At 71.9% G+C, this 285-nt stretch carries 1 protein-coding gene; it reads right to left on the minus strand.

What is annotated here, in order from left to right; genetic code table 11:
* Positions 1 to 285: SDR family oxidoreductase (locus FS767_RS22160; protein ID WP_144968243.1), on the minus strand; the 285-nt coding region annotated here is incomplete at both ends.

The following is a 285-nucleotide window of genomic DNA, read 5'->3' on the forward strand; positions in this document are numbered from 1 at the left end:
GTGGTGTAGGAGGCTTCGTCCGACAGCAGCCAGAGGATGCCGGCGGCGATCTCCTCGGCCTCGCCTGCACGCCCCAGCGGAGTGGTCACGCCCAGGCGCTCGGCGCGGCCCGGCTGGCCGCCGCTGGCGTGGATGTCGGTAAGGGTCACGCCGGGTCGCACCGCATTGACCCGCACCCCGTGCGGGCCGAGTTCCTTGGCGAGGCCCAAGGTCAGGGTGTCCAGCGCCGCCTTGCTGGCGGCATAGTCGACGTATTCGTTGGGCGAGCCCAGACGCGCCGCGATG

It is taken from the genome of Pseudomonas sp. DE0010, from assembly GCF_007680745.1.
GTDB classification, from domain to species: domain Bacteria; phylum Pseudomonadota; class Gammaproteobacteria; order Pseudomonadales; family Pseudomonadaceae; genus Aquipseudomonas; species Aquipseudomonas parafulva_B.